Origin of the sequence: Actinoplanes sp. CA-142083 (assembly GCF_050942195.1) — a bacterium.
In the GTDB taxonomy this organism is placed as follows: Bacteria; Actinomycetota; Actinomycetes; order Mycobacteriales; family Micromonosporaceae; genus Actinoplanes.
The window spans coordinates 4947023-4966133 of sequence record NZ_CP192076.1 but is presented as its reverse complement, the minus strand read 5'-3'; the positions used below and the strand labels follow the sequence as shown (position 1 = coordinate 4966133).

Sequence of the window (19111 nt, the reverse complement as noted above, 5' to 3'; positions counted from 1 at the left end):
GCCAAGGTCCTTTGTGGAAGGGCCTTGGCTCACGAACTACAGAGAGTGACCGTCGTCGTACTTGTCATGCGTCCCCGCCCACACCCCAACACAGAACGCAGCGGAAAAGCAACACCATCGCTTCCTCATCCCGCCGGTATGAAGCGCCGGAGAAGGCGGCGGGCGATCCTCGGTCGAAGATTCCCGGTGCCGTACCCAAGGAGTAGATGTGTCGAGTCCCCCGCTTCCCGAGCGCCGGCTACGGCATCCCGTCGAGGTGCCGTTCTACCTGTTCATGGTCGCGCTCAATGTGATCATCATCGTGGCGATCGTCACCGCCGCCTCGACGCTGCCGTTCCTGCCCGACTCGGTGCGCGAGTCGGGCTGGGGCGTGACGATCCGATCCGCCTTCATCGCGTTGCTGCTGCTCATCCCCGGCCTGGTCATCATCCGCGAGACGCAGCGCGCATCGGTACGCGGCCAGGCCGTCGAGTTGTCGCAGCGCCAGTTCCCCGAGATCTACCGCACCGCCGAGGACTTCGCCGGCGCGCTCGGCCTGCGCCGCCGCCCGACCATCTATCTGGCCAACGGCAACGGCACGCTGAACGCGTTCGCGGCCCAGGCCACCGGGCACGACTACGTGGTGCTGGCCAACGAGCTGTTCGCCAACCTGTACAACAACAACCGCGAGGGGCTGCGGTTCATCCTCGGCCACGAGCTCGGCCACATCCGGCTGCACCACGTCGGGCTGTGGTACCAGCTGTCGGTGGCGTACTCGGAGCGCATCCCGCTGCTCGGCCCGGCCCTGTCGCGCCTGCGGGAGTACAGCTGCGACCGGCACGGCGCCTACCTGTGCCCGGACGGCGTGAACGGCCTGGTCGTGCTGACCGCGGGCCGGTACGTGGAGAACGACGTCAACGTCGACGAGCTGCTCGAGCAGGGGCGCAAGCTGCACGGCTTCTGGACCGGGCTGGCCCAGCTCCCGCAGTCGCACCCGTTCACCGTGCGCCGGCTCGAGCACCTCTTCCGTCTCGGCCTGCTGCACAAGCACCGGGCCGCCAAGTCGACGGTCTGAGCAGCGCGAAGACGTCGGCCGCCGGTGATCTCCCGTCACCGGCGGCCGACGCCTTTTCACCCCCGGATCAAGACCCCAGGATCCTGGCCTTCTGCTGCTGGAACTCCTGCTCGGTCAGCACGCCCTGCGCCTTGAGGTCGCCGAGCTGCTTGAGGGCGTCCAGCTTCGATTGCATGTCGTCCGCGGGCGGGGCCGCCGGCACCGGCGCCGCGACGTAGACCTGCTGCGGCGGCGCCTGCTGTTGCTGCTGCGCCTGCTCGTAGTAGGCGTCCGCCTGTTCCTGCTCGGCCTGCTGCTGCCACCGCCCGGCCTGGCGACGGGAGACCCGGTTGGACACGGCGGTGGCGGTGCCCGCGACCACGGCGGTGCGCGCCATACCCCTCAGAAGACCCATCTCAGCTCCTCACGTATTCGCTCTCGGTGGCGTCCAGCGCCGCCAGCAGGGACTGGACCGGGATCCGGCCGCCCGCGATCACGCGGCCGCCGGCCCGCCGCACGGACACCGCGAACGGGGCCGCCCAGACGTTCTCGTACACGATCAGAGCCGCCGCGCTTCCGGGCTCCAGCACCGCGGCGGCCTCCTCGAGGTCGTCGCCGCCGATCATGCCGGAGGCGGCGCCCTGGAAGATGGCGAGCCCGCTGTCCAGCTGCTCGCCGACCAGCTCGTTAACCGTGCCGTCCTCGTTCTTGCGGAGGAACCTCAGGTCGAGGACCCGGATGATGCCCCGGTCGACCAGGTTCACGATGTGCGGCAGGCCGTCGCCGGCCCGGGCGCCAGGGGGAAACTCGATGCAGAGATAGTCGACCGGGCCCATCTCCTGAAGATCGTCCATGGTGCTCCCTTTCACTTCACGGTCCGCCGACCGCCGCCAAGGCGTTCGGGATGTGCATGAGGGCGAGGACGGTGCCGTCGGTCGACGCGACCTCGCTGGCCAGGTCGTTCACCCACAGGTGCTCGACCAGTACGGCGAGGGCGTCGGTCTGATCATCGACGAGCTCGCCTACCTCGTCGATGTCGGTCTCGGTGATCAGTCCCGTGGCCAGCCGGGCGATGTCGAGCGGATCGCCGAAGAGCCCGGGCAGCTCGCTGAGCTCCACCCCGCAGGCGCCGCCGGCCGCGTCGGTGCGGACCACCAGCACGTCGACCACCCGGACTCCGGGGGCGCCGTGCAGCCGGTCGAGTGTCGTCAATACGCCGTCGTTGAGTCTCGCCGCGGGGAAGGACAGGACGATGAGTTCCAGCGGACCCAATGCCATGACCCTCAGCATGCGCCCGGTTCTCATGACGCCGCCTCACCCGTTGCGGATGAGACGGGCGGCCGCTTGATCGGGAGGAACGCGGCCGCTAGCAGGCCCAGCAGCGAGATCCCCGCGAGCAGGCCGAGCGCCACCGCGAACGGGGTGCCGAGCCGCTGGCCGCTCGCCGCCACCAGGATCGAGCCGGCGATCGCGACGCCCAGCGACGACCCGAGGTTGGACAGGCTGCGGGACAGGCCGGAGATGTCGGCCTGGTCCTCGTCGCCGAACGACGACTGCACCACGTTGACCGAGGCAGTGAGCATCACGCCCACGCCGAAGCCCATCAGGAACAGCCCGGGGACGAAGGTCCAGACCGCCGAGTCCTCGCGCACCAGCAGCGGCACCAGGACCATGCCGATCGTGGTGAGCACGAATCCGCCGCGGACGAGGATCGCCTGCGGGCGGCGGCGCGCCATCCGCCCGGCGATCGCCGAGGCCAGCAGCACGCCGACGGTGGCCGGGGTGAGCAGCAGCCCGGTGTGGATCGCGTCGTAGTGGCGCACCTGCTGGATGTACACGGAGATCACGAAGAACGAGCCCTGCATGATCAGCCATTGCACGAGCTGGGTCGACAGCCCCAGGTTCGAGGTGCGGTTGCGGAACAGCCGGGGCGCCAGCAGCGGCACCTTGCCGGAACGCTCCCGCAGCGCGAGGTAGCGCAGGAAGAACACGAGCACGGCCAGCCCCGCCAGCACGGGCACAAAGACCTGCCAGGAGATCATCCCGTACGAGTTGGAGAACAGGATCCCGGACACCACGAGGAACAGTCCGGCCGCCGAGAGCACGGCGCCCCCGATGTCGAACTTGGGCGGCGTGCCCGTCCGGGCCGGCTCGGGGATCGCGCGGGCGAGCAGCAGGATCAGCACCACCACGGCGAACTGGGCCAGGAACGACCATCGCCAGCCGAGCGAGCTGGTGATCAGGCCGCCGATCAGCGGGCCGGAGGCCGAGCCCAGCCCGGCCGCGCCGCTGACGATGCCGAAGTACTTGCCCCGCGACGCGACGTCCTCGAACGCCACGGTGATCAGGATGTAGATCGGCGGGATCATCAGCGCCGAGCCCACGCCCTCGAGCACCGAGTACCCGATGACCAGGAGCCCGAGGCCCTGCGCGAACGAGGCGATCAGCGCGCCGGCGCCGTAGATGATCATGCCGAGGTTGAAGCAGAACTTGCGGCCCCAGATGTCGGTGAGCTTGCTCCCCGGGATCATCAGGGCGGCCATGGTCAGCGTGAAGAACGTGATCGTCGCCTGGATGCCGCCCACCGACGTGCCGATGTCGTCGGCGATCGTGGTGATCGCGACGTTCATGTTGCTCGCCGCGTAGCTGGCGATGAACTGGGCCAGGGCGAGCGGCAGCACCAGGGTGCGGGCCGCGGTCCTCACGTCGTGACCGCGAAGAGGTGCTGTCCCCAGGGCGGCAGGTCCACGTACAGGCCGTCGGACACCAGCGAGTCGCCGTCGCGGTCGAACGTCCGCCCGTCCAGCAGGTCGAGCAGCCGGCAGCTCCGGCCGGCCAGCGCCGGCCAGGGCATCGCGATCCGGGCCTGCGACGGGTGGTCGGACAGGTTGATCGCGACCACGTGGTGCGGCACCTCGTCGTGCCACGCCCACGCGATCACGTCGGCGTGCGTGGGGTTGTCCGGCCAGCCGTCGCTGTCCAGCATGGTCCACTCGCCGCGCCGCATCCCGGCCACCACGGCGAGCAGCCGGTGGTAGAACGCGTGCAGGTCGGCGTCGACCGGCTCGTCCGGGAACCGGCCGAGGAAGACGGGCAGGTGCGTGCGCCGTCCCTCGAACTCGCCCTCGTGCCAGAGGGTGGCGCCGGGCAGCGTCGCGATCGCCACCGCGGCGGCCCGGTCCCGGCCGCCGGGCAGGGCCGACGCGGCCCGCGGCTCGTCGTGGTTCTCGATGAAGCGGATCAGGTGGTCCTGGTAGTCGCGGCCGGCCGCGAGGTGACCGCGCACTTCGGCCGCGCTGTCGTGGGCGAGCCGGTCGTAGAGGCGCTTGTCGTAGCAGAAGTCGAAGCCCTGCTGCTGCAGGGTCCACTCCATGTCCCAGTACGCCTCGGCGATCAGCACGACGTCGGGCCGGCTCCGCCGCAGGCGCGCGATCACCGAGGGCCAGAACTCCTCGCTCGGCGGCGGCCCGGCGTGGGCGCCCCAGGTGCGGGCGAACACGTCGTTGGTCAGCAGCATCGCCATGTCGCAGCGCAGCCCGTCGCACTGCCCGGCGATGTCGGCGAGGGCCTGGGCCGTCGCCTCGCGCAGACCGGGGCTGAACGCGTTCAGCTGGGCGACGTCCGGCCAGGGCGGGAAGTACGGGTCCCGGCCGTGGGCGAGGATCCGCCCCGCGGCCCGGAACCAGGCGACCGGCTCCTTGCTCTCGTCGGCCTCGTCGCCCTGGATGAACCAGGACGGCTCCTCCACGACGGCCGGGTGGTCGGGCGCCACGTGGTTGGGCACGTAGTCGAGCACGAGCCGCAGCCCTCGCCGTGCCAGCGCGGCCCGGGCCGTGGCCAGCGCCGCCGGGCCGCCGAGGTGCTCGTCGACCCGGTAGCGGCGCACGCAGTAGGGCGAGCCGGCCAGGTCGGCCCGCTGCATGCCGGGCAGCGCCTCGTGGAAGGAGCGCTGCAGTTCCTCGTTCGCGCGGGCCACGACCAGGCCGGCCGGGCTGCGCTCCCAGACGCCCATGAGCCACACCGCGTCGATGCCGGGCGGGAGGGTCTCGTCCCACACCTCGTCCGGCACGTCGGCGAGGGTGACCGGGTGGCCCAGGCGCTGAGCCACGCCGGCCATCCAGGGCCAGGTGTCGATCTCGTACACCACGGGCGCGGAGGGCCATCCGGTCGTCATGACTCGTCCTCCTCGATGGTGGTGAAGATGCCGGTCATGCCGTGCTCCAGCAGCTGCGGGCCGGTGACCCGGGCGAACAGGACAGGGAAGACGGCGGCCAGGCCGGTCCAGCCGGTCTGGTGCGCGGCGCCGAGGCCGGCGCCGTTGTCGCCGTGGAAGTACTCGGAGAAGGTGATCAGGTCACGCCAGTGCTCGCTCGCGAAGACGTCCTGGCCGCCGTAGCAGGGCCGGCGCCCGTCCGGGCCGGGCAGGAAGATCCCGGTGAGCCGGTTGGAGATCTCCCGGGCCACCTCGAAGAGCGTCAGGTGCACGCCGGAGCCGGTCGGGCACTCCACGGTGAAGTCGTCGCCGTAACCGGCGTAGAGGTTGAGCAGTGCCCGGATCATCAGCGCGTTCACCGGGAACCAGATCGGCCCGCGCCAGTTGGAGTTGCCGCCGAACATGCCGCTGTCCGATTCGGCGGGCGTGTAGGCGACCCGGTAGCGGGCGCCCCCCACGTCGAACTCGAACGGGTTGGCGTCGTGGAACTTCGACAAGGACCTGATCCCGTACGGGCTGAGGAACTCGTTCTCGTCGAGCAGGCGCGACAGGATCCGCCGCAGCCGTGTCTCGTCGAACAGCGCGAGCAGATGGCTGCCCGGCCGGCCGGCGTACCCGTCGGGCAGCGCGGCCGACACGCTCGGGTGCGCCGCGAGGAACTTGTTGGCCTCGTCGATGATCTCGGGGTGCCGCGCGACGACGGGCGCGTCGAACACGGTCGCGGCGGCCAGCGGCAGCAGGCCCACCATCGACCGGACCTTCAGGGGGACGGCTCCCCCGTCCGGCAGGCGCAGCAGGTCGTAGAAGAAGCCGTCCTCCTCGTCCCACATCGACGCCCGGCCGGGGTGGTTGACCGCCGCCGCGATCCAGGCGAAGTGCTCGACGTACGTCTGCGCCTGCTCGACGTAGGTCTCGTCGTCCTGTGCCAGCTCGAGCGCGATCTGCAGCATGTTCTGGCAGTAGAGGGCCATCCACGCGGTGCCGTCGGCCTGGTCGAGGTGGCCGCCGGTGGGCAGGGGCGCGCTGCGGTCGAACACGCCGATGTTGTCCAGCCCGAGGAAGCCGCCCTGGAAGACGTTGTTGCCGTCGGCGTCCTTGCGGTTGACCCACCAGGTGAAGTTCTTGGCCAGCTTGTGGAACGCGGTGGCCAGCCAGTCCCGGTCGCCGTGGCCGTGGCGGCTCTTGTCCAGTTCGTACACCAGGTAGGTGGCCCAGGCGTGCACCGGCGGGTTCACGTCGCCGAAGTTCCACTCGTACGCCGGGATCTGGCCGTTGGGGTGCAGATAGCGCCGGCTGAGCAGCAGGTCGAGCTGGCGCTTGGCGAAGGTCAGGTCGATCAGGCTGAACGCGACCGTGTGGAAGGCCAGATCCCAGGCCGCGAACCAGGGGTACTCCCAGGCGTCCGGCATCGAGATCACGTCGTCGGCGATCAGGTGGTACCACTGGCCGTTGCGGATGTCGCCGGCGCCGAGCGGGTCGCGGTGGTGCTGGGTGAGCCACGCCTCCACGTCGTACCCGAAATATTGCTTGCTCCACAGCATGCCGGCCATCGCCTGCCGGACCATGCGGCGCTCGCCGGCCGAAAGGCCGGCGGTGAGCCGCTCGTCGTAGAACTCGTCGGCCTCGCGCCGGCGCTGTTCGACGGTCTCCTCGAAGATCGGGCCGAGCCGCTCGCGGACCGCCTCGGCCGGCACCGGCTCGTCGGTGAGCCGCAGCCGCACGACGGCGCGCTCCCCCGCCGGGATCTCCAGGGTGATGTCGGCGGCGAGCTTCGTGCCGGTCAGCGCGGGGTTGACCGCTTCCTTCTCGCCGTGCACCACGTAACGGTCGATCGCGTCCTTGACGAACGGCGAGGCGTTGGGTCCGCCACCGAAGCGCTCGTCGTTGCTCTCGTTGTCGGTGAACAGCAGCTGGTGCTCGCCCTGCACCAGGAGCCAGCGCCGGCCCAGTTCCGGGTGGCGGGCCTCGGCCACGGCGGCGCCGGTGATGCCGGGCATCTGGAACAGGCCGGGCCGCTCGTCGGGCGTACCCGTCCAGGTGTTGCGGAACCACAGGGTCGGCAGCAGGCGCAGAGTCGCTGCCTCCGGACCCCGGTTGTGGACGGTGATCCGCACGAGGATGTCCTCGGGACCGGCCTTGGCGTGCTCGACCTCGACGTCGAAGTAGCGCTCCCCCTCGAAGACGCCGGTGTCGAGCAGCTCGTACTCGAACTGGTCCCGCCCCCGCGAGCGGTTCGTCGCCACCAGATCGCCGTAGGGGAACTCGCGCTGCGGATATTTATAGATCATTTTCTCGTACGAGTGGGTGGGCGTCCCGTCGACGTAGAAGTAGTACTCCTTCACGTCCTCGCCGTGGTTGCCCTCGGAGTTGGTCACCCCGAAGAAGCGCTCCTTGAGGATCGGGTCGCGGCCGTTCCACATCGCGAGGGCCAGGCAGAGCAGCTGCCGGTCGTCGCTGATGCCGGCGATGCCGTCCTCGCCCCACCGGTACGCCCGCGAGCGCGCCTGGTCGTGGGTGAGGTAGTTCCAGGCGTCGCCGCCCGGGCTGTAGTCCTCCCGGACCGAGCCCCACTGGCGTTCGCTGAGGTAGGGACCCCACCGTCGCCAAGGGACGCCGGTCTGGTCGGCGTCGGTGAGTCGCTGCTGTTCGGCGCTGGTCATGACGCTTCCCCCTCACAGCGGTCCGGCGCCGCCCGGACGGGCGGCGCCGGGATGCCGCAACCGCTCAGGCCTGGGCCTGGGGCTCGCCGGTGCCGTGCAGCGCGTCCTGCAGCTGCGCCTCGGCCTCCTTGGACAGCGAGGACTTGAGCACGGTGCCGCCGAACTGCTTGAGGGCGTCGACGGCCTTGTCGGGGGTGACCGCCTCGACGATCAGGAACAGCGCGGAGGTGCCGGGCTGCACGAGGTCGCGGACCTGCTCCTGGAACTCCTTGTTGATCGCGCCCTTGGTGAACTTGCCCATCAGCGCGCCGAGGCCCGCGCCCACCGCCATGCCGATCACCGGGATGAAGAACAGCAACCCGAACAGCAGGCCCCAGAACATGCCCCAGGTGGCGCCCCCGCCCACGGCGTGGTGATTGGTGGTCACGTGGTACTTGCCCTCGACGTCGCGCCGGATGACCGCGATGGCGTCGGGCTGGAGGATGAGATCCTTCGCGAGCCGCTCAGCCTCCAGGCCGGCGGCAGTCGCCGTGGTCTCGTCGGGATACCCGATGGCGACCAGAGTTGACATGGTTTTGGCCCTTTCTCCGTCGGTCGGTGCCTGTGCCAGTCAGCCACAGCGGAGGGGGTCGCCTCCTCATCACGGGGGAATGAAACTGGGGGTTCATTCGCCTTGGATGACGCGTGTTCCCGCCGACGAGGCGAGCGTCGAGGCATGACGCAGCAGATGGAAACGGACGAGGTCGCGCGTCTTCGCGATGAGGTCGCCTCCCTGCAGTCCCGCCTCGAGGACCGCCGGCGCCGGCAGTTCGCGCTGCTCGCCCTGCGCCGGGTCGCCGCCGCGGTGTTCATCATGATCACGGCGTTCGCCCTCGTGGCCAGCGTCGTCGGTCTGTGGGCCGCGACGACGGTGCTGAGCACCGACCGGTGGGTGTCCACGGTCGCGCCGCTCCCGAAGGATCCGAAGATCGCCGCGGCGGTCGCCGAGTACTCCACCACCCAGCTGTTCTCGGCGATCGACGTCGAGCAGCGCATCAAGGACGTCCTCCCCCAGCAGGCCGCGTTCGTGGCCGGCCCGATCACCAGTCAGCTACGCACCCAGATCCGCAACACCGTCGACAACGTGATGCAGAGCGACCAGTTCCAGAAGATCTGGGTCGAGCTCAACGAGCGCGTGCACGACCGGATGATGGCGATCATCAACAACGAGAGCAACGTCGTCACGGTCTCCGAACAGAGCGTGCAGATCGATCTGCTCCCGCTCATCAATCAGGTGCTGCGCGATCTGAGCGCCCAGTTGCCCACGCTGTTCGGCCGGACGATCACGCTGCCCGACCTGAGCAGCGGCGAGATACCCGAGAACCTGCGGGTCCGGGTGCAGGACGCGCTCGGCGTCACCCTGCCGGCCAACTTCGCGCAGTTCACCGTCTACGACAACGGCCAGCTGTACGCGGTGCAGCAGTCGGTGTCGGCGGCCAAGAGATACCTTGCCCTGTTCGTCACCGGCACGGTCGTGCTGCTCCTGCTCGCGCTGCTGATCTCGCCGTGGCGGCGGCGGACCCTCGTGCAGCTGGGGCTCTGGCTGGTGGTGGCCGCGGTCGCGGTCAGCGCGGTGTTGCGCGGGATACGCGACCAGCTTCTCGAGCAGGTGCCCGAAGGCGTCTACCGCGACGGCGTGGCCGCGGCGGTGACCAGCGTCTTCAGCCTGCTGCGTACGCGCGGCACGCAGCTGATCTGGATCGGCGCGATCCTCGCGGTGGTCTGCTATCTCTGCGGGCCGGGCCGCGGCGCTGTCTGGCTGCGCCGGCAGGTCGCGCGCGGAGCGGTGGCCGCCGGGCACGCGAGCGCGCGAGGCGGCCGGTGGCTGGGCGCCAACGCGCCGGGCTGGATCGCCGCACATCGTGACGTGCTGAGGGTTAGTGGTCTTGTGGTCGGGGGAATCCTGGCTCTCATCCTGTCCTCGTGGACGTCATTGCTGATCATCCTGATCGTGGTAGCCGCCTACGAAGTAGCGGTGACCCTGATCGGGCGCTCCGAATCATCCCCGGACTCACTCCCGGAGAGTGAGGCGCCGTCACATCCCGAACCGGCACCGTTGTGAGATCCGTCGAAACAGAGCAGGGGGCATGCTCATGAAGGAACGGTACGAGATCCGAATCCACGGTCTGATCGGTCCGCTGCTGCGCAGCAGATTCCACGGCATGGCCTGTGAGACCCTCCCCTGCCAGAGCACGATCCGCGGCAAGCTGTCGGTCGACGAGCTCCACCGGCTGCTGGACCGCCTCGAGCAGTCCGGGGTGGAGCTCGTCTACCTCGACTCGGGGGCCTAGATCCCCGTCTTCGCCTGGACCCGGCCGTCGCGCACCGCGGCGGCCAGGGTCTTGTGGTCGCGCTCGGTCTGGTCGGCGTAGAGCTCGGCGAAATCCGCGACCGCGTTGTCGAACACCGCGTCCTCCCCCAGATACGCGGCGATGGCGATCCGGTCGCCGGTGCGGGCGTGCGCCCGCGCGAGGGTCCAGCCGCAGAGCGCGGCGTAGGCGCGCATCCCCACCGGGTCCATCACCTCGACCACGGCCGCGCCCTTCCAGTCGCGCAGCTGCCGCACGTAGAAGTCGCGGGTGCGGCCGTCGAAGCCGGGCACCCGGTGCCAGCCGAGGAAGATGTCGCTGGCCGTCTGCATCAGCCGCTGGCCGGTGACCACCCGCCGGCCCTCGTGCTGGGCGTCCTCCGACGCCAGCACCGACCGGCCCGCCTCCTTGACCTGCAGCAGCAGCGGGTCGTTCTCGTCGCGGCCGGCCAGCAGCACGATCCAGCACCGGGTGCCGACGCTGCCCACACCGACGACCTTGCGGGCGAGATCGACGAATTCGTAGCGGTCGAACAGGTGCCGGCGGTCGTCGGCGAGACTGTCGCGGTAGCCGGCCAGCAGCCCGCGCAACTGCGCCTCGAGCTCCAGCCGGTCCATCTCGGGCATCAGATCGGCGATCGGGACGAGCAGCGGCGGGTCGGCGGCGATCCGCCGGCGGCCATCGACGACCGTCGTCAACTTCTTGTACGCCTGGAGGCTGTCCCGGGTCATCGCCTTGGTCCGGGCCTTGTCGACCGCCTTGCGGCGTTGCTTGTCGAGCTGGTCGCCCAGCAGGACCGCCAGGTCGTCGATGTCGGCCTTCGCGTACCAGACGTCGAGGTCGCGCATCGCCGCGAACTCGGCCATCGCCCGCCGGTAGCGCTCGGTCATCGCCAGCGTGACGGCGCGGCGCTCCTTGCGCTTGAAGCCGTTGTCCCGGCCGGCCACCGCCAGGCTCGCCGCGAGCCGCTTCACGTCCCACTCGAACGGACCCGGCCAGGTCTCGTCGAAGTCGTTGATGTCGAAGACCAGCCGCCGTTCGGGCGAGCCGAAGACGCCGAAGTTCAGCAGGTGTGCGTCGCCGCAGAGCTGGACGGTCAGCCCGGTGTCGGCGGTGGCGGCGAGGTCGGCCGCCATCACCGCCGCCGAGCCGCGCAGGAAGGTGAACGGGGACAGGCCCATCCGGCCGTGCCGGATCGGCACCAGCTCGGGCACCCGCGTGGCGTCCTGCTCCTGCAGGATCGCCACCGGATCGCGGCGGCCCTCCGCCGCGGCGAACTCCGCGTGGCTCTCGACCGGGACCCGCTTGCGCGCCTCCCGACCGGCCTCGGCACGTGATCCCGGATCTCTCATCGGGGCACCTCCCAGCTCGTTTGAGCTGAGCACACCGCAGCTTCACCGGCCACGCCTCATCTGCCCGGGGTGACGACGCGGGCCGTGCACAGGTCGAGTGTTGAAGGTCCAACCGACCGCGGGAGGACGGTTATGACCGCCACGAACTACCAGGTGCGGGTGTCCGGGACGATCCCGAGCGAGCTCCTGGACGAGCTTTCCGAAATGACGATCTCGGTCGAGCCGCCCGAGACCGTCCTCTACGGCGAGCTGCCCGACCAGTCCGCGCTGTTCGGTCTGATCTCCCGGATGCACGGCATGGGCCTGCGGCTCATCGAGATCAGGCGGCTCCCCGGGACCGAGGACCCCGGGAATCCGGACGACTAGATGATCAGGCCGCGCCGGCGTACCCCGATCTGGTCGAGCTACAGCTACGGCCCGCTGATGCTGCTGATCGCGGGCACCTATGTCATCGGGACGGTCGCGAACCACCGCTGGACCATCTCGCTGCTGCTCTTCGCCCAGATCGGCACGGTCTGGTACGCGCTGCGGATCTCGCACGCCCACACCAGCCTGCGCGTCCTGGCCGCGGTGATCTTCCTGCTCTCGCTGATCGCCGGCTGCTGGAACCTCTTCGACAACCCCAACACGCTGCTGGGTCTCATCTTCTTCGCCGGCAGCGTGCTGTACGTGGTGGCGCCGGTCTCCATCCTCGGCGACCTGGGCCGCCGCCGGCACGTGGACCGCGAGCTGATGCTGGGTGCGCTCGCCACCTACCTGATGCTGGGGATGGCTTTTGCCTTCTCCTACCGCTGCGTGGCGGCGTTCCAGAGCAGCCCGTTCTACGGCGCCCAGGGCGACGGGACCCTCGCCGACAGCCTGTTCTACAGCTTCGTCACGCTCACCACGACCGGGTACGGCGATCTCGTCCCGGCCGGGAACCCGGGCCGCACGATGGCCGTACTCGAAGCTTTGCTCGGTCAGTTGTTCCTGGTCACCGCCGTGGCCAAGGTCGTCAACGTGTGGAGCCCGAAGGGCTGGCGGGACAAGTTTCATTCGCCCGGGATGGCGTCCGAACCGCCGGAAACGACGAACGTGAGTCCGAATTTACCCTCCACCGAGGAGTGAGCATGTCCGAGACACAGCAGAGGCCGCTGGCCTCCGATTCCACCTACGCACCGCGACGTCCCCAGGCGACGGGCTGGGTCGGGTACGTCGTCTTCGCCGGCGTCATGCTGATGATGCTGGGCGGATTCCAGGCGATCGAGGGCCTCGTCGCCATCTTCAAGGACGAGTACTACCTGGTCACTCGCAACGGGCTGCTGCTCACCATGGACTTCACCACGTGGGGCTGGGTGCACCTGATCCTCGGCCTGATCGCGGTGGGCACCGGTATCGGCGTCCTGCTCGGCCAGACCTGGGCCCGGGTCACCGGCATCATCATCGCGGTGCTCAGCGCCCTGGCGAACATCGCGTTCCTGCCCGCCTACCCGATCTGGGCCACGATCATCATCGCCCTCGACGTGCTCGCGATCTACGCGCTCGCGGTGCACGGCCGTGAGGTCCAGTACTGAGCGGCCGCCGCGGGTGAGGTCGGCGCACGCCATCCCGGGCGCCGGCCTCCCGCGCGGCGTCGTCGTGCTGCTCGGCCTAGCCTGCATCGTGGTGGTGGTCGGCGGGATGCGCATCACCGCCGACCTCATCGGCCCGGTCTTCCTGGCCCTGATGCTGACCGTGACGATCAGCCCGATCGCCATCTGGATGCGTGGCAAGGGCGTGCCGCTGTGGCTCGCCATGGTCGTCAACGTGCTCGCCGTCTACCTGCTGCTGGCCGTCCTCGGCGTGGCGATGGCGCTGTCGCTGGCCCGGCTGGTCGACCTGCTGCCGCAGTACCAGCAGCAGTTCCTCGACCTGCGCGCCGACGTCGCGAGCACGCTGGCGAGCCTCGGCGTCGACCAGACCCAGGTGCTCGCCGCGCTCGACAAGGTGACCAGTCCCGCCCAGATCGTCGGGGTCATCGAGTGGATCTTCGGCGGCCTCGCCGGCGTGCTGTCCAACACCGTCTTCCTGCTGGCCGTGTTGCTGTTCATGTGCGTCGACGCGGTCGACTACCCGGCCCGGCTCGCGGCCAGCGGCGCGCAACGGCCGCAGGTGGTCGGCGCGCTGCGCGAGTTCGCCCAGGGCACCCGCCGCTATCTGTGGGTGACCACGGTCTTCGGGCTGACCGTCGCGGTGATCGACACGGTCGCGCTGTGGGCGCTGGACATCCCGCTGCCGTTCCTGTGGGGCCTGCTGTCGTTCATCACCAACTACATCCCCAACATCGGCTTCATCATCGGCGTGATCCCGCCGGCGCTGCTCGGCCTGCTCCAGGGCGGCGTCGAGAAGATGATCTGGGTGATCGTGGTGTACTGCGCGATCAACTTCGTGATCCAGTCGATCATCCAGCCGAAGGTGGTCGGCGACGCCGTCGGGCTCTCCGCCACCATGTCGTTCCTGTCGCTGATCTTCTGGGGCTGGGTGCTGGGACCGCTCGGCGCCCTGCTCGCCATCCCGCTGAGCCTGCTGGCCAAGGGCCTGCTGGTCGACATCGACCCGTCGACCCGGTGGCTCAATCCGCTGGTCTCCGGCGGGCCGCTGCCGGCGGTCGACAGCGGCCCCGACGGGCGGGTCACGGAGCCGAAAGCTCCCGCAGAGCCTGATTGATCTTTCCGGCGGCCGAGACGATCCGCGCGCTGCCGACCAGCGGCGCGAGCTCGATGAGCATGGCCTCGATCGTCTCGGCCTTCACCCCGCCGCGGTCGGCGATGCCGAGGTGGATGAGGTAGGACGCGGGGGCCGCATCCATCGCGACCAGCGCGGACATGCGCACGAGCAGCGCCGTCCGCGGGTCGATGCCGGAGTTCTGAAGGGCGCCCTCGGACTGCTTGGCGAGCGCTTCGAGCACCGGCCCACCGCCCTGCGCGAGCTCGCGCATGGCGTCGTCGAATTCCTGGGTCATAGTCATGCGGGAAGCCTCGCCCGCGCCGTTGCCGCCGGCTTCATCCCGCGCGGATGGTACGCATCGGCGCTGGTTTAAAAGGGGATTTGTCGTATTACTCCCTCGAACGCGAATCCGATTCTAAAGTGAGTCGAATTCGGCGTACTCGTGCATCGGGGGACGGCATTGCCCAGACAGATCGAGGCGGGCTCCTCGCCGATAACGGTGCAGCGCAACGTCTTCGAGGCGCTGCTCGGCGACCGCAGCCTCACGCTCAAGACGGTCATCGCGGCGGCCTGCGTCGCGGTCGTGGCCCTGTGCGTGGCCGTGCTCTCGCTCAACCGGATGGCGACCCTCAACGCCGGCCTCAAGGAGATGAAGTCCCAGCACGTCGACAGCCTCCAGGAAGTGGCCAACATCCGCGGCGAACTGGCCGCGATGTTCCGCGGCATGGTGCTCACCCAGCTCGCCAACGGCGACAAGGCCACGATCCAGAGCGGCCGCGACTCCATGGCGAAGGCCGACGACGCCATGGACGCCGCCCTCGGCCGGTACTCCACGATCACCGCCGGCTCGGCACCGCGGCAGGCCGCCCTCGCGAAGTTCACCGAGGCCGTCGAGCACTACCGTGCGCTGCGCGACACCGTCCTCTACGGTGAGCCGCTCGCCGCCGGCTACACGATGCCGGCCGCCGATCAGATCGGCCCCGAGTTCAACAAGGTCGAGACCGCCATGGCCGAGGCCGTGATCAGCATGCAGCAGCTCGAGGACCAGCTCTCCGACCAGATGGCGCGGGATGGCACTGCCGCCTACGGACGGGCCCGGACGGTCACGCTGATCGCGCTCATTGTCGGGTTCATTCTGGCGGCGTTCATATGCGTCGCGGTCATCCGGATGATCCGCCGGCAGCTCACCACCGTCGCCGCCGCCCTGGACGCGGTGGCCGAGGGCGACCTGACCGTCGCCGCCGAGGTCCGCTCCCGCGACGAGCTGGGCGCCATGGCGGCCGCGGTCAACCGGGCCCGCGAGGGCCTGCGCACCACGGTGTCCGCGCTGACCCACGGCGCACAGACCCTCGGCGAGGGCACCCAGCGGCTGACCAGCATCAGCGCCCGGCTCGCGGCCGGCGCGCAGGAGGCCGCCGAGCAGGCCGGCGTGGTCGCCTCCGGCGCGGGCGACGTGTCCACCAGCGTGCAGTCGGTCGCCGCCGGCTCCGACGAGATGGGCGTGTCGATCCGCGAGATCGCCGAGAACGCCAACAACGCCGCCCAGGTCGCGGCGAGCGCGGTCGGCGTCGCCCAGTCCACCAACGACACCGTCGCCAAGCTCGGCACCTCGTCCGAGGAGATCGGCAACGTGGTCAAGGTGATCACCCAGATCGCCGAGCAGACCAACCTGCTCGCGCTCAACGCGACCATCGAGGCGGCCCGCGCCGGCGAGGCCGGCAAGGGCTTCGCGGTGGTCGCCACCGAGGTCAAGGACCTCGCCCAGGAGACCGCCAAGGCGACCGAGGACATCTCCCGGCGGGTCGAGGCGATCCAGGCCGACACCACCAGCGCGGTCGAGGCGATCGGCGAGATCTCCCGGATCATCTCGGAGATCAACGACTACCAGGTCACCATCGCCTCCGCGGTCGAGGAGCAGACGGCCACCACCAACGAGATGAGCCGCAGCATCGGCGACGCCGCCTCCGGCAGCGCCAACATCGCCGGCAACATCAACTCGGTGGCGGAGGCCGTGCAGGCGCAGACCGGCGCCCTCAACGAGGCCGACCAGTCCGTCACCGAGCTGTCCCAGGTCGCTGACGAGCTTCGCGGGGTCGTTGCCCGCTTCCGGGTGTGACATGGGAGTGCTGAGCAACCTCAAGATCGGGGCCCGGCTGGCCATCGCGTTCACCGGCGTGTGCCTGTGCCTGATGGCCGCGGTGGCGGTCGGCCTCTGGGGGCAGCAGCGGGCCAAGGCCGCGTCGGGCGAGCTGGCCGCGGCGGCCCAGCTGCAGCACGACGCGCTCACCGCGAAGTTCCGCACCGCCGACTTCAACGGCTGGCAGAGCGGCTACGCGTTCGACATCCAGCGCGGGGTGAAGGACGCCGACTCGGACACCGTCGGGCAGCGCAAGAACTTCCTCGCGTCGGCGGCCGAGTTCAAGAACGACATCGCGGTGCTGGAGGCCGACAACCTCACCTCCGCCGAGAAGGACGCGGTGGCCACCGCGTCGGCGTCGTTCGACGAGTTCATGGCGACCGACGAGCAGGTCATCGCGGCCTTCCGCACCGGAACCGCGGCCGGCTTCGCGAAGGCCGGCGATCTGGTCTCCGGCGCCGCCCTCGACTACATGCAGAAGATCTTCACCGCCATCGACGACCTGGTCGGCCTCACCAACGCGCAGGCCGCCGCGGCCAAGGCCGACGCCGAGTCGACCGCCAACACGTCGCGCACGCTGATGCTCGTCGCCGGCGCGCTCAGCCTCTGCCTCGCCGCGGGCCTGGCCGTGCTGGTGACCCGCAGCATCACGCAACCGCTCGGGAAGACCGTGGCGACGCTGCGCGCGGTCGCCGCCAAGAACCTCACCGTCCAGGCGCCCGCGGCGGGCCGCGACGAGCTGGGCACGATGGGTCGTGCGGTCAACAGCACGCTCGAGGTGCTGCTCACCGCGTTTGGCAAGATCAGTGAGCACAGCCGTACGCTCGCCGGCGCCTCCCACGAGCTGACCGTGGCCTCCGGGCGGATCTCGGCCGCCGCCAACGACGCGTCCGGGCAGTCCGACCGGGTCGCGTCGGCGGCCGAGGAGGTGTCGCGCAGCGTGCAGACGGTGGCCTCCGGCACCGAGGAGATGAACGCGGCCATCCGCGAGATCTCCGGCAGCGCGGCGATGGCCGCCGGGGTCGCGGCCAGCGGCGTGGACAGCGCCCGCGAGGCCGGCGAGACGATCGGGCAGCTGAGCCGCTCCAGCGTCGAGATCGGCGAGGTGGTCAAGCTGATCACCTCGATCGCCGAGCAGACCAACCTGCTCGCCCTCAACGCGACGATCGAGGCGGCGCGCGCGGGCGAGGCGGGCAAGGGCTTCGCGGTGGTGGCCTCCGAGGTCAAGGACCTGGCGCAGGAGACCGCGAAGGCCACCGAGGACATCGGCGCGCGGGTGCAGGCGATCCAGCAGGACACCACGGCGGCGATCACCGCGATCGACCGGATCACCAACATCATCGGCCAGGTCAACGAGCACTCGACGACGATCGCCGCGGCTGTGGAACAGCAGACCGCGACGACCGCCGAGATGGGCCGCAACATCGTCGAGGCGGCGACCGGCTCCGAGGAGATCGCCGAGGGCGTCTCCGGGGTGGCGACGTCGGCGCAGGTGACCGCCGACGGCGTGGTCGAGGCCCAGGAGACCGCCGAGAACCTGGAGATCATGTCGCGCGAGCTCCAGGAGATCGTCGATCAGTTCCAGGTCACTCGCGCCTAGCCTCGATCACCAGAGCGAGGACGAGGAGCGCCGCCCCGGTCGTGCCCACGACGCCCAGGCGGTCGCCGAGGATCACCACGGCGAGGGCGGTGCCGACGAGCGGTTCCAGGAGCGCCATCAGAGCGGCGGTGCCGGCCTCCGATGTGCGGAGGCCACGGAAGTACGCCGCGTACGCGATGGCCGTCGGCCCGACGCCCAGCAGGACCAGAAGTCCCAGGGCCGGCCACGCCGGGGTGAAGGCCAGCCCACCGCCGGCGGTCGCCAGCGGCACCAGCACGACCGAGCCGACGGTGAAGGCGAGGCCGGTGCCGGCGAGATCGTCCAGACCCTTCACCGGGCGGGCGCCGATCACCGTCATGGTCGCGAATCCGCCTGCGGCGAGCAGGGCAAACCCGGCGCCGGCCAGCAGCGTGGTCAGGTCACGCTCCCCATTCGGTACGCCGATGAGCAGCGTCAATCCGGTCAGGGCGGTGAGGACCGTCGCCAGGGCGCGGGGTCCTACCCGGCGGCGGCCCAGCACGCCCTCGGCCACCAGCACCAGGACGGGTGAGGCGCCGATCGTGAGCAGCGTGCCGAGGCTGACCGAGACACGCTCGACGGCGGCGAAATAGCTGGCCTGGAACTCGGCGGCCAGCACGCCGAGCGTGACGATCCTGGTCCACGCCGCCCGGCCCCTCGGCATCTTCGCGCGCGTCATCAGGAAGAACAGGACGAGGAGAAGCCCGCCGAGCCCGAGGCGGTAGGTGGCGATCGCCGGCGAGGTCAGGCCGGTCTCGCGGGCGAGAAGGGTGCCGCTGAGGCCGCCCGTGCCCCAGAGAACGCCGGCCACGACGAGAAAGGCAAGCCCGCTCCGGTCGGTCCGGCCGACCACCACCGGCATTTCGGAAATTTCGATTTTAGTCATGATGATGCTGATGCTCCTGCTTCGGCGACAAAGGTCTGTGGTCGCGGAAGCGGGACAGCCGGATACGCGTCATCGCGCGCCGGGAACACCGGCGCGGAGGGAGGCCGTCCCGCTCAGGAGCGGGGCGGGGAGATGACGACGTTCCGGTGCATCAGGCGATCGTAGTAGGCCGCATGCCC

General features: G+C 70.0%; 19 protein-coding genes. 9 read left to right on the top strand and 10 right to left on the bottom strand.

The features are described 5' to 3' along the window. The first annotated feature begins 208 nt into the window (after positions 1-208). Entirely contained in the window at positions 209-1054 is an 846-nt protein-coding gene (locus ACQPZX_RS22690; RefSeq protein WP_433383921.1) for a M48 family metallopeptidase, read from the top strand. Between the two features lie 67 nt (positions 1055-1121). Here the strand turns inward: ACQPZX_RS22690 and ACQPZX_RS22685 are convergent, their stop codons facing one another. The 7 genes from ACQPZX_RS22685 to ACQPZX_RS22655 form a co-directional block, all read right to left on the bottom strand. Next, on the bottom strand, positions 1122-1448 hold the full coding sequence (locus tag ACQPZX_RS22685; RefSeq protein ID WP_433383919.1) for an SHOCT domain-containing protein: 327 nt from the start codon (positions 1446-1448) through the stop codon (positions 1122-1124). 1 nt (position 1449) lies between these two features. Beyond that, positions 1450-1887 carry a DUF6325 family protein gene (locus ACQPZX_RS22680; protein WP_433383917.1) on the bottom strand — a complete coding sequence of 146 codons (438 nt, stop codon included), beginning with the start codon at positions 1885-1887 and terminating at the stop codon, positions 1450-1452. A gap of 16 nt (positions 1888-1903) precedes the next feature. After that, entirely contained in the window at positions 1904-2311 is a 408-nt protein-coding gene (locus ACQPZX_RS22675; protein WP_433383915.1) for a DUF6325 family protein, read from the bottom strand. Between the two features lie 23 nt (positions 2312-2334). After that, the gene (locus ACQPZX_RS22670; RefSeq protein ID WP_433383913.1) at positions 2335-3738 is read right to left on the bottom strand and encodes an MFS transporter; all 1404 of its coding nucleotides are present in this window, start codon (positions 3736-3738) and stop codon (positions 2335-2337) included. Beyond that, entirely contained in the window at positions 3735-5207 is a 1473-nt protein-coding gene (locus ACQPZX_RS22665; protein WP_433383911.1) for an alpha-amylase, read from the bottom strand. Before ACQPZX_RS22665 ends, ACQPZX_RS22670 begins: the two co-directional genes overlap by 4 nt. Beyond that, positions 5204-7906, bottom strand: coding sequence for an MGH1-like glycoside hydrolase domain-containing protein (locus ACQPZX_RS22660; protein ID WP_433383909.1), 2703 nt, complete (start codon positions 7904-7906; stop codon positions 5204-5206). The genes ACQPZX_RS22665 and ACQPZX_RS22660 overlap by 4 nt, the downstream gene beginning before the upstream one ends. 64 nt (positions 7907-7970) lie before the next feature. Beyond that, complete coding sequence (locus tag ACQPZX_RS22655; protein ID WP_433383907.1) at positions 7971-8477, bottom strand: DUF1269 domain-containing protein; 507 nt, start codon at positions 8475-8477, stop codon at positions 7971-7973. A gap of 144 nt (positions 8478-8621) precedes the next feature. On the opposite strand from ACQPZX_RS22655, the gene ACQPZX_RS22650 reads away from it, so the two are divergent. Both ACQPZX_RS22650 and ACQPZX_RS22645 read left to right on the top strand, forming a co-directional pair. Then, positions 8622-10007, top strand: a complete 1386-nt coding sequence (locus ACQPZX_RS22650) for a hypothetical protein (RefSeq protein ID WP_433383905.1) — start codon at positions 8622-8624, stop codon at positions 10005-10007. A 25-nt stretch (positions 10008-10032) separates the two neighbouring features. Beyond that, positions 10033-10236 carry a hypothetical protein gene (locus ACQPZX_RS22645; RefSeq protein WP_433383903.1) on the top strand — a complete coding sequence of 68 codons (204 nt, stop codon included), beginning with the start codon at positions 10033-10035 and terminating at the stop codon, positions 10234-10236. On the opposite strand, the gene ACQPZX_RS22640 is transcribed toward ACQPZX_RS22645, so the two are convergent. Next, positions 10233-11606, bottom strand: coding sequence for a DUF2252 domain-containing protein (locus ACQPZX_RS22640; RefSeq protein ID WP_433383901.1), 1374 nt, complete (start codon positions 11604-11606; stop codon positions 10233-10235). The genes ACQPZX_RS22645 and ACQPZX_RS22640 overlap by 4 nt on opposite strands. 132 nt (positions 11607-11738) lie before the next feature. On the opposite strand from ACQPZX_RS22640, the gene ACQPZX_RS22635 reads away from it, so the two are divergent. From ACQPZX_RS22635 to ACQPZX_RS22620, 4 genes are read left to right on the top strand one after another with little or no spacing between them, the layout of a single operon-like run. Then, positions 11739-11972 (top strand): hypothetical protein, encoded by a 234-nt coding sequence (locus ACQPZX_RS22635; protein ID WP_433383899.1) that lies wholly within the window; start codon positions 11739-11741, stop codon positions 11970-11972. After that, complete coding sequence (locus ACQPZX_RS22630) at positions 11973-12713, top strand: potassium channel family protein (RefSeq protein ID WP_433383897.1); 741 nt, start codon at positions 11973-11975, stop codon at positions 12711-12713. It begins immediately after the preceding gene. 2 nt (positions 12714-12715) lie between these two features. After that, positions 12716-13159, top strand: coding sequence for a DUF7144 family membrane protein (locus ACQPZX_RS22625; RefSeq protein WP_433383895.1), 444 nt, complete (start codon positions 12716-12718; stop codon positions 13157-13159). Further along, entirely contained in the window at positions 13143-14291 is a 1149-nt protein-coding gene (locus tag ACQPZX_RS22620; RefSeq protein ID WP_433383893.1) for an AI-2E family transporter, read from the top strand. The genes ACQPZX_RS22625 and ACQPZX_RS22620 overlap by 17 nt, the downstream gene beginning before the upstream one ends. On the opposite strand, the gene ACQPZX_RS22615 is transcribed toward ACQPZX_RS22620, so the two are convergent. Further along, a complete protein-coding gene (locus tag ACQPZX_RS22615; RefSeq protein ID WP_433383891.1) occupies positions 14257-14592 on the bottom strand; it encodes a carboxymuconolactone decarboxylase family protein in 336 nt (111 codons plus the stop codon). The two genes, ACQPZX_RS22620 and ACQPZX_RS22615, sit on opposite strands and share 35 nt — an antisense overlap. A gap of 159 nt (positions 14593-14751) precedes the next feature. Here ACQPZX_RS22615 and ACQPZX_RS22610 point away from each other — a divergent pair, with 159 nt between their 5' ends. Together ACQPZX_RS22610 and ACQPZX_RS22605 are read left to right on the top strand one after the other, a co-directional pair. Beyond that, the gene (locus ACQPZX_RS22610; protein WP_433383889.1) at positions 14752-16407 is read left to right on the top strand and encodes a methyl-accepting chemotaxis protein; all 1656 of its coding nucleotides are present in this window, start codon (positions 14752-14754) and stop codon (positions 16405-16407) included. A 1-nt stretch (position 16408) separates the two neighbouring features. Next, the gene (locus ACQPZX_RS22605; RefSeq protein ID WP_433383887.1) at positions 16409-18028 is read left to right on the top strand and encodes a methyl-accepting chemotaxis protein; all 1620 of its coding nucleotides are present in this window, start codon (positions 16409-16411) and stop codon (positions 18026-18028) included. Here ACQPZX_RS22605 and ACQPZX_RS22600 read toward each other — a convergent pair. Then, positions 18015-18932 carry a DMT family transporter gene (locus ACQPZX_RS22600; protein ID WP_433383885.1) on the bottom strand — a complete coding sequence of 306 codons (918 nt, stop codon included), beginning with the start codon at positions 18930-18932 and terminating at the stop codon, positions 18015-18017. The genes ACQPZX_RS22605 and ACQPZX_RS22600 overlap by 14 nt on opposite strands. Positions 18933-19111: the final 179 nt, after the last annotated feature.